This is a genomic window from Ruegeria sp. BHSB058 (genome assembly GCF_059613285.1).
Window position 1 is genome coordinate 1 of the sequence record NZ_JBXWSF010000109.1, and the last position, 10,169, is coordinate 10,169.

The 10,169-nt window shown below is 58.7% G+C and carries 8 protein-coding genes; 1 reads left to right on the forward strand and 7 read right to left on the reverse strand.

From position 1 onward, the window contains the following. From AC2FNB_RS19105 to AC2FNB_RS19130, 6 genes are all read right to left on the reverse strand, one after another. Window positions 1–491, reverse strand: a 491-nt coding sequence (locus tag AC2FNB_RS19105; RefSeq protein ID WP_496748424.1) for an enoyl-CoA hydratase-related protein, incomplete at its 3' end; no start/stop codon positions are given. A gap of 9 nt (window positions 492–500) precedes the next feature. Continuing rightward, window positions 501–1,355 (reverse strand): hydroxymethylglutaryl-CoA lyase, encoded by an 855-nt coding sequence (locus AC2FNB_RS19110; protein ID WP_496748425.1) that lies wholly within the window; start codon window positions 1,353–1,355, stop codon window positions 501–503. Window positions 1,356–1,420: 65 nt separating this feature from the next. After that, entirely contained in the window at window positions 1,421–3,358 is a 1,938-nt protein-coding gene (locus AC2FNB_RS19115; RefSeq protein ID WP_496748426.1) for an acetyl/propionyl/methylcrotonyl-CoA carboxylase subunit alpha, read from the reverse strand. A 529-nt stretch (window positions 3,359–3,887) separates the two neighbouring features. Next, entirely contained in the window at window positions 3,888–5,492 is a 1,605-nt protein-coding gene (locus AC2FNB_RS19120; RefSeq protein ID WP_496748427.1) for a carboxyl transferase domain-containing protein, read from the reverse strand. Next, window positions 5,489–6,409: a hypothetical protein gene (locus AC2FNB_RS19125; protein ID WP_496748428.1), complete on the reverse strand. Its 921-nt coding sequence runs from the start codon at window positions 6,407–6,409 to the stop codon at window positions 5,489–5,491. The genes AC2FNB_RS19120 and AC2FNB_RS19125 overlap by 4 nt, the downstream gene beginning before the upstream one ends. Then, complete coding sequence (locus AC2FNB_RS19130) at window positions 6,406–7,920, reverse strand: AMP-binding protein (protein WP_496748431.1); 1,515 nt, start codon at window positions 7,918–7,920, stop codon at window positions 6,406–6,408. The genes AC2FNB_RS19125 and AC2FNB_RS19130 overlap by 4 nt, the downstream gene beginning before the upstream one ends. Before the next feature lie 191 nt (window positions 7,921–8,111). On the opposite strand from AC2FNB_RS19130, the gene AC2FNB_RS19135 reads away from it, so the two are divergent. After that, on the forward strand, window positions 8,112–8,717 hold the full coding sequence (locus AC2FNB_RS19135) for an OmpW/AlkL family protein (RefSeq protein ID WP_496748429.1): 606 nt from the start codon (window positions 8,112–8,114) through the stop codon (window positions 8,715–8,717). A gap of 51 nt (window positions 8,718–8,768) precedes the next feature. Here AC2FNB_RS19135 and AC2FNB_RS19140 read toward each other — a convergent pair whose 3' ends face one another. After that, window positions 8,769–9,932, reverse strand: a complete 1,164-nt coding sequence (locus tag AC2FNB_RS19140) for an isovaleryl-CoA dehydrogenase (RefSeq protein WP_496748430.1) — start codon at window positions 9,930–9,932, stop codon at window positions 8,769–8,771. Between the last annotated feature and the right edge of the window lie 237 nt (window positions 9,933–10,169).

A 10,169-nucleotide genomic window follows, 5' to 3' on the forward strand; every position in this document is an offset into this window, starting at 1 on the left:
ATGAACACCCGTCTCGCCCTCGCCTCTCCCATTCGGGCGATAACATAGGGACCGATGGTTGCCGGGATCAGCCCCAAACGCGTCTCGGTCAGGCCCATTTTCAGAATATCAACACCAATCGCGATATCACAAACCGCAGCCATTCCCACGCCGCCACCAAAGGCGTTTCCCTGCAAGGCTCCGATCACCGGCTTGGGCAATGTATTTATCGCCTGCAGCATCTCGGCCAGCTTCCGCGCCTCGACAAAGCGGGACTTTGGATCAGCCGCCATCTGGTCCTGCATCCAGCCCAGATCGCCACCGGCGCAGAATGTCTTGCCGGCCCCGGTCAGGATCACGACCCGAACAGCCTCGTCCGCCGCCAATTGCCTTGCGGCAGCCGTCAACTCGGCCAGCATCTTCGCAGACATCGCGTTATGCTTTTCTGCCCGATCCAGTGTCAGCGTCGCAACACCACGCGCATCTGTTTCCAGCGAGATCGTTTCAAACATGCTGTTTCCTCACCCTGCTCTCATCGCGCGAGCTATGCCTGCAGCCCGCTCCAATACCGAGGCATCCAGACCCGTTTCGTATCCCAGCCGTTTAAGGTGCGCGTCAACCGCTTCGGTCGCCACGTTCCCGGCGGCGCCGGGCGCATAGGGACAGCCGCCCAACCCTCCGACGGCGGCATCAAAAACCCTTACGCCTAAAGACAAGGACGCATCAATATTGTCGATCGCCCGACCTGCGGTGTCATGATAGTGTCCGGCAAGGCGCGTAACCGGTACCCTTTCCCGCACGGCCAGCAGCATCCTGGCGATTTTGTCCGGAGTGGCCCGGCCAATCGTATCGCCCAGTGAAATCTCGTAGCAGCCTCGCGAAAACAGTATATCAGCCACTTCGGCGACCTTCTCCGGCGCCGTCGGCCCGTCATAAGGGCAATCGGTCACACAAGACACATAACCGCGCACCGGCATGTCAATGTGGCGTGCAGCATCCAGAATGGGTACGAACCGCTCGATGCTTTCCTCGATCGTAGCGTTGATATTGGCCCTGGAGAACCCTTCCGACGCCGACGCGAACACGGCGACTTCGTCGGCTCCCGCCGCCAGAGCATCTTCATAGCCCCGCATATTTGGTGTCAGCGCGGCATACCGAATGCCGTTCCGCCTTGTGATGCCCGCGAGAACCTCGGCCGAACCCGCCATCTGCGGCACCCATTTGGGCGACACGAAGCTTGCAACTTCAATGCGGTTGAACCCGGCCTGGCTCAGGCAATCAACCAGCGCTACCTTATCTGTTACCGGAATTTCACGCTTCTCGTTCTGAAGCCCATCCCTCGGACCGACTTCGAATATTTCCACACGCTCCGCCATGGGCGAGCCTCCTGCTTCTTTCTGGTCACAAATTCCCAGTCCAACTGCCAAACAGGCGCGGGAACTCAGTCGGCATCGTCCTTGAGCCGGACAAGCGCCGCACCAGCTTCCACCTGATCGCCTGCGCTGGCAAGCACTTCAGCGACCACTCCATCCCGGGCGGCCAAAAGCGAATGCTCCATCTTCATCGCCTCCAGAATGGCCAGACGATCCCCTTCATTCACAGCTTGACCGGCCTTGGCAAACACGGCCTTTACCAGCCCCGGCATGGGAGCTTCTATAACATTGGTATCGCCGCTGACAGACGCATCCCGATCCAGCGGATCAATTATTTCGAAAGCCAAACCGTAGCAGTCAAACACGGTGACAACTTTTCCCGCGGTCGAGGTGTCGGGCATCGCACGCCCTCCAATTTGCCAGCGCCCATTGCGACGCTCTGCCAGCACCTGATCTTCCCCGACCTGCCATAGCTGCCGAACCGGCCCCAGAACCTGTACATCCAACGCGCGCGGCTCGTTCTGCCAGGATATCTCGACTGCGCGGTGCAAAGGTGCCCAAATCGAAAAACCAGTATGCGCCTCAGTTTCAACCAACCCCAATGCAGTCATCGCCGCCGCCACCTTGTGCCGAGGTTCGGCAATAGGCTCTTGAACTAACGCCTCCAGATCGCGACCGATCAGGCCAGTATCGACATCACCCGCTGCAAACCCCGTATGCCGGGTCAGAGCTCCGAGAAACGCCAGATTGGTTACGGTCCCGCCCACCTGCGTGCCGCTCAACGCCCGGTCCAACTTTGCCAAAGCCACTTCTCGGGTCGGACCGTGAACGATAACCTTCGAAATCATCGGATCGTACCAGGGGCTGATCGTGTCACCCGCCCGCACGCCACTGTCGGCGCGGCATTCGTCGGGGAAACGCAAGTGGGTCAATGTTCCCGTTGCGGGAAGAAAGCCCTTTGGCACATCTTCGGCATAGAGCCTTGCCTCGAAAGCATGGCCGGTAATGATCAGTTCGTCCTGTCGTTTCGGCAGGTTCTCTCCGGCGGCCACGCGCAATTGCCATTCCACCAGATCGACGCCGGTAATGGCTTCGGTCACCGGGTGCTCTACCTGCAGACGGGTGTTCATCTCCATGAACCAGAACCGGTCAGGCCGCAGACCGTCCGAGGCATCGACGATGAACTCGACGGTTCCGGCCCCCTTGTATCCTATCGCCTCGGCGGCACGCACGCCTGCCTGCCCCATCGCTTCACGCATTTCGGAGGTCATTCCGGGTGCCGGGGCCTCTTCGATCACCTTCTGGTGTCGCCGCTGCAGCGAGCAGTCACGTTCGAACAGATGCACCGCATGGGTACCGTCGCCAAACACCTGCACTTCGATATGGCGGGGCTTGGCGACGAATTTCTCGACTAACACGGCGTCATTGCCAAAGGCGGTCTTGGCCTCACCCCGCGCGCTGTCGAGCGCCGCTGCGAAATCCTGCGGGCGCTCGACCAGGCGCATCCCCTTGCCGCCGCCGCCCGCGACCGCCTTGATCAGCACCGGATAGCCGATGGTATCGGCGGCGCCCGCCAGATGTTCGGGATCCTGGTTGTCGCCGTGATAGCCGGGTACCACGGGCACGCCCGCCTCGTGCATCAGCGCCTTGGCGGCATCCTTGAGGCCCATCGCACGGATCGCGCTGGCCGAGGGACCGATAAAGGTCAGCCCCGCCGCCTCGACCGCATCCACGAATCCGGGGTTCTCGGACAGGAACCCATAACCGGGATGGATCGCCTGCGCACCGGTTTCTAAAGCGGCAGCGATGATCACGTCGCCCTTGAGGTAACTGTCGGCGGGCGCCGGGCCGCCGATATGCACCGCCTCGTCCGCCATCGCCACATGTTTGGCGCCGGCATCGGCATCGGAATACACCGCAACGCAGGACACACCCATTTTCTGAGCGGTTTCCATCACCCGACAGGCAATCTCGCCCCGGTTGGCAATTAGGATTTTATTGAACATTACTGTGGCCTCTCGCTGAAATGCCCAAAGGCATTCAGTATTGGAATCGTGCCCTCTTTTAGAGGTCGACATGGGTCGTTGGACTGCGCCGTGTTACAGATCTGCCCGTAGTTTTCGCTGATGCTAACAAAAGTGCTTGCGGAGCAACCAATCGCGAACTGCGCGCGTTCAATACCGTTGTATCGCAAGCTGTAATCGGAGTAAGCCCCGGCTCCGCACACCCCTCTGGGAGAAGGCACTTTTAGGCTGACACGTATTATTTCAATTTTCTGTGCCTTTCCAAGTTCGCACGTTAGCACCGGGACTTCTTCTTTCGGACTATCCCAACCCTTTGCCATCGGAACATAGAAACCATCTCTTGTGGCAGGCATCTGATTGTTAGCGTCAAAATAAATTGTATATGCAGCGAAGTGCCGAGCCTTCTCATCGCAATTCCAACCCAGTGCCGGCCACCACTGAGCCGCGAGCACGCCGTGGTTCCAACAAATCACCAAGAAAGCAATGAAACTCGCCCTTGGCATCCTAGCCCTCACATCCTGAACACGCCGAAACGTGTCTCTTCAATCGGGGCGTTCAGCGCGGCGCTCAGCGACAAGGCCAACACATCGCGGCTTTTGCGCGGGTCGATGATGCCGTCATCCCACAGACGGGCCGAAGCATAGAGCGGGTGCGATTGTTCTTCGAACATCTCCAGCGTCGGGCGCTTGAACTCGGCCTCTTCCTCGGCCGACCAGGTGCCCCCCGAACGTTCAATGCCATCCCGCTTGACGGTCGCCAGAACGCCCGCCGCCTGTTCGCCACCCATCACCGATATTCGGGAACTGGGCCATGTCCACAGGAACCGCGGCTGATAGGCCCGGCCCGCCATGCCATAGTTGCCCGCCCCGAAGGAACCGCCGACAAGCATGGTGATCTTGGGCACGTTCGTCGTCGCCACAGCCGTCACCATTTTGGCTCCGTGACGGGCAATGCCCTCGTTTTCGTATTTGCGACCCACCATGAAGCCGGTAATGTTCTGCAGGAAGACCAGCGGGATCTTGCGCTGGCTGCAGAGTTCCACGAAATGCGCGGCCTTTTGCGCCGCCTCGCTGAAGATCACGCCGTTGTTGGCGATAATTCCGATTGGGCAGCCCTTGAGATGGGCAAATCCACACACGATGGTCTCGCCAAAGCGCGGCTTGAACTCGTCGAAACGTGAGCCGTCGACCAACCGCGCAATTACCTCGCGGATGTCATATGGCGTCTTCAGGTCCGCGGGAACCACGCCAAGGATTTCCTCGGGGTCAAAGGCAGGCTCTTCGGGGCTGGCCCAATCCACCGTCAGCGGCTTGCGACGGTTCAGTGATTGCACCGCGCGTCGCGCCAAAGCCAGAGCATGTGCGTCATCCTCTGCCAGGTAATCGGCCACGCCCGAAAGGCGCGTATGCACGTCTCCGCCACCGAGGTCTTCGGCGCTCACCACCTCACCCGTCGCCGCTTTCACCAGCGGTGGCCCCGCAAGAAAGATGGTGCCCTGTTCCTTGACGATGATCGTCACGTCCGACATCGCTGGCACATAAGCGCCGCCAGCCGTACATGACCCCATCACCACGGCGATCTGAGGGATACCCTTCGCGCTCATCCGGGCCTGATTGTAGAAGATACGGCCAAAGTGGTCGCGGTCCGGGAACACCTCATCCTGATTGGGCAGGTTCGCGCCGCCACTGTCGACCAGATAGATGCAGGGCAGATGGTTTTCCTCGGCAATCTCCTGCGCCCGCAGGTGTTTCTTGACCGTCATCGGATAGTAGGTGCCGCCCTTCACGGTGGCGTCGTTGCAGACTACCATGACCTCTTGCCCGTGCACGCGGCCAATACCTGCAACAACACCAGCACTCGGGGCCGCGCCATCATACATCCCATGCGCCGCCGTAGCTCCGATTTCCAGGAACGGAGACCCCGGATCAAGCAGGTTCGCCACCCGCCTGCGCGGCAACATCTTGCCGCGGCTTTCATGGCGGGCACGGGATTTCTCGCCGCCGCCCATGCGCGCGGCCTCCGCCGCCTCGCTGATCTGCGCAAGAGCCGCCAGATGCGCCTCGCGGTTTCGCTTGAAGCCGTCCGAGGAGGGCATCGCCTTGGATGTGAGTTTCATTTTGCGCCTCCATCAGCCTTGATTTCAAACTTGAACTTTTGTCGTTGAACCTTGTGCCCGGTCTTGAAGCCTCTGGGAACTTCTACTGCCTCACACCCATCACCTGCACAATTTTCTCTTCGAATTCGACAAACTGCGTCCATAAAAAGAGCGGAAGCAAAAAGTCTTTCTTTGTCGCCGTGCGGGTCCAAAACTTCAGTGCAAAAAGCAATTGATAGTCCCTGAGATCTTCTTTCAAACCAATCCACCCAGTTAATTCCTGACAAAACCTCATTTACAGGCAAATACTGTTCATCATCGTTCTTTAGCTCCAACCGAACTCCGTCACCAAAAGAGGTCGGCTTACCATGCTTGTACGCGTTAATGGCGCCTCGCTCAGAAAGCAGCTCCGCTTCTTCTTGAACCAAGCAAACCAAATCCAATGTTTCGGTTTCCTTGAGATGGGAATGATTGCCGAAAGCTCTGTACGAAACCCATTCGTCAAAGGACAAACAACGATCCCCGACCTTAGCCTCATATCCAACTGGCACTCGTCCGTTCGAAATTTCGCGAACCGGTTTTAGCAGAGTGTCACCACGCATTACTGAAGCTACCCTTGCAAAAGGGTTTTTCATTGGTTGAGCAAACAGCAGAAGCAAGAGAGTTTCCGATGAAAAATATCGCAGAGCTCGCAAAGTGTAGGATGCGTAACTCTCGTAGTTTTCTCTAGATCTTTGTAAACGTTCTAGCAGGGGGTGATCTTCCAGGACTTGGCCACTCTCCTGATCAACCAATCGCAGTGCTGATGGTTTAGCAGCATGTACACAGTCCGCCATTGTCCAAAAATAAAATGGATCAAAGGTGCGATAAAAATTTACGTCAACTGAGTCGATCATAGCAAGGAGCGTTTCACCTGAGGGTTTATGGTTGGACCTCATATGCTTCCCTCCCCCGCCGCCCGCGCCTTCAATTCCTTCCGAATGACCTTCCCCGTCACCGTCATCGGCAACTCGTCCAAAAACGCCACCTCGCGCGGATAGGAATACTGCGCCAGACGGTCCTTCACCCAATCCTGCAACTCCTGGCATGAGGCCTCGATCCCAGGCTTCAATACCACGTAGGCCTTTACGATCTCAGTCCGCAGGTGGTCGGGTTTGCCGACCACCCCCACCGTCGCCACTGCCGGGTGGGTCAGCAGGCAATCCTCGATCTCGGCTGGGCCGATGCGATATCCGGCTGAGGTGATCACATCATCATCGCGACCCACGAAGCGCAGATAGTCGCCCTCCCACACGCCACGATCACCGGTGATCAGCCAATCCCCGCGGAACTTCTCAGCGGTCGCGTCGGGCCGGTTCCAGTATTCCAGCAGCATCGAGGCCGAGCCGCGCCGGATGGCCACGTCGCCCTCTTCGCCGGTCGGGTTGCCGTCCTCATCGACAACTGCAATCTCATGCCCCGGCACCGGTTTACCGATACAGCCCGGGCGCACAGGGAAATCTTCGGCGCAGGATGATACGACCATGTTGCATTCAGTCTGGCCGTAAAATTCGTTGATCGTCAGACCAAATGCCTTCTGCCCCCATGCCAGCATTTCGGCCCCCAGCGGTTCACCCCCGGACGCGACCGAGCGCAGACCGAGGATTGCCTGATCCGCCGCCTTGAGCATTCGCAGCGCCGTTGGAGGGAAAAAGACGTTCCGCACTCCGCCGCGCGCGATGATGTCAGCGCAGGCATCGGGGGTGAATTTCTCAAGCCGCGCGGCAACGACGGGAATGCCCAGCGCAAGACCCGGCATCAGCACATCGAAGAGCCCCCCGATCCACGCCCAATCGGCGGGGGTCCACAGGCAGTCGCCGTAGCGCAGATGATTGTGGCTGATCGAGACACCTGGCAAATGCCCGGTCAGAACCCGATGGCCATGCAGCGCGCCCTTGGGGCTGCCGGTGGTGCCCGAGGTATAGATCAGCACCGCCGGATCCTCGGGGCCGGTATCGGCAAAGGGCACTGGCCCGCCATCCTCGCCGGTTTCATCGACCATAAACGGGGTGGCCAGATCGCCGAGCAACGCTGCCCCTTCGGCGTCGGTCAGCACGATCCTCGCCCCGGCATCCCCCACGCGGGTGCACAGCGCATCCCTTTTGAACAGTTTGAACAGTGGTACCGAGATCGCGCCAATCTTCCAGATCGCGAGATGGGCCGCCGCACACCATGGGGACTGACTGAGCAGCACGCCGACCCGGTCACCCGGCGCAACCTCGTGCAGAAGGCGGCGGGACAGGCGTTCGACCATCTGGCGCAGGTCGGCAAAAGAGATTTCGACCCGTTCTGAGCCGGTCAGGTCGATGATCGCGGTCTGATCATCGGCGCCTTGCAGACATTGCCGCGCCATGTTGAGACGAGGTGGAATATCCCATCCACCTCCTAGATGCATACCCGGTATGCGCATCACGAAACGACCTCCGGCCGATGCTTGTTCATACCCTTGTTTGCAAGGGGCGTAGCCAACGCAAACACTTCACGGTTGCCTCGCAAACGCCTCCACCACAGATGAATTTGATTCAAATCAGAGAACTTCGCAGAACACATGCGGAAAACGGCATTAACGCGCGAAATCAAACGGTTTCTAAAGGAGTCACCATGAAACGCACAGCCGCCGTACTGGCATTGACCACGGCACTGACCGCCCTCGCCGCTCCCGTTTTCGCCCAATCGCGTGGCGACTGGACAGTGGGTGTCGGTTTCGGCTACCTGGACCCCAAATCCGACAACGGATCGCTTGCTGGCTTCAGTGCGTCGATCGATGATGACACGCGCCCGATCTTTACTGTCGAGTATTTCATCCGCGACAACCTGGGGATCGAGTTGCTGGCAGCCACCCCCTTCGAGCACGATGTTACCCTCGGTGGAAGCGTGGACGCGGGCAGCGTCAAGCACCTGCCGCCAACCCTGTCGCTGAACTACCACTTCCCGACCAACAGCGCCTGGAAGCCCTATGTCGGCGCAGGCCTGAACTATACCGTGTTCTTTGATGAACAATCGCCGTTGGGCGACCTCAAGGCCGACGATTCCTTTGGCGTTTCTCTGCAGGCTGGCCTTGACTATCAGATCAGCGACACCGGTGCTGTCCGCCTGAACGTGCGTTGGTTCGATATCGACACTGACGTAACCTTGGACGGCGCCGGTATCAGCACTGCCGAAGTCGATCCGTGGCTGATTGGACTCACCTACGTTCATCGTTTCTGATCCTTGCACCGCAATGCCCCGTCACCTCAACCGTGGCGGGGCGATCCGTTTTCAGAGCATAGTATTCATCAACTCGCGCCCGATCAGCATCCGGCGAATTTCGCTGGTACCTGCGCCGATCTCCATCAATTTGGCGTCGCGGAAAATACGGCTGACGGCTGCATCCGAAAGGAACCCGGCCCCACCCATCGCCTGTACGGCCTGATGCGCCTGAACCATTCCCTGTTCAGAAGCATAGAGACAGCAGGCCGCCGCATCCTGCCGGGTCACGTCACCGCGGTCGCAGGCCTTGGCCACCTCATAAACATAGGCACGCGACGAATTCATCGCCGTGTACATATCCGCAATCTTGCCCTGCATCAGCTGGAACGTGCCAATAGGTTTGCCGAACTGCTTGCGCTCGGCCAGATACGGCATGACCTCATCTAGGCAGGCCGCCATGATACCCAGCCCGATACCCGCCAGCACAACCCGTTCATAGTCGAGACCAGACATCAGGACGGCAACTCCCTTACCCTCCTCGCCCAGCACGTTTTCGAACGGCACTTCGGCGTCCTCAAAGATCAGTTCAGCGGTATTCGAGCCACGCATTCCAAGTTTGTCGAAATGGTTAGAGGTCGAGAACCCCTTCATCTCCTTCTCGATCAGAAAGGCAGTAATCCCTTTCGATCCCGCCTCGGGATCGGTCTTGGCATAGACGACCAAGGTATCCGCATCCGGACCGTTGGTGATCCAATACTTGTTGCCGTTCAGGCGATAATGATCGTTCCGCTTTTCGGCACGCAACTTCATCGACACCACGTCAGACCCTGCCGAAGGTTCGGACATCGCCAGAGCGCCCACATGTTCTCCCGAGACCAAGCGCGGCAGGTACTTGCGTTTCTGCTCCTCGGTACCGTTCAGCTTGATTTGGTTCACGCACAAATTCGAGTGAGCGCCGTACGACAGGGATACCGAGGCCGAGGCCCGCGCGATCTCTTCAACGGCGACTGTGTGAGCCAGATACGACATTCCCGAACCGCCGTACTCCTCGGGCACGGTGATGCCCAGCAGGCCAAGCTCACCCATCTCCTTCCAAAGATCGTTGGGAAATTCATTGGTCTTGTCGATATCTGCGGCCATCGGCTTGACCCGTTCCTGGGCCCAGCGATGCACCATATCACGCAGGGCGTTCACATCTTCGCCCAGATCGAATTGCATGGTCGCGGTGAACATCTGCGCTCTCCTCTCGCAATTATTGAACACTTGTTCAATAATGAGATAACAGCGAATCTCTTTTCGGTCAACGATTGTGTTTCCCCGCGACCCCACGTCGACCGGAAACTAAAAAAACGGCGCCCCGTCTCCAGAACGCCGCTTCAAAATGTGTCGGACGCTGCCTGTGTTTGTTCATTCAGGATTGAAACACCGCACCGACTTCGGCCCGAATGATGCGTGCGATCAAACGGCAAT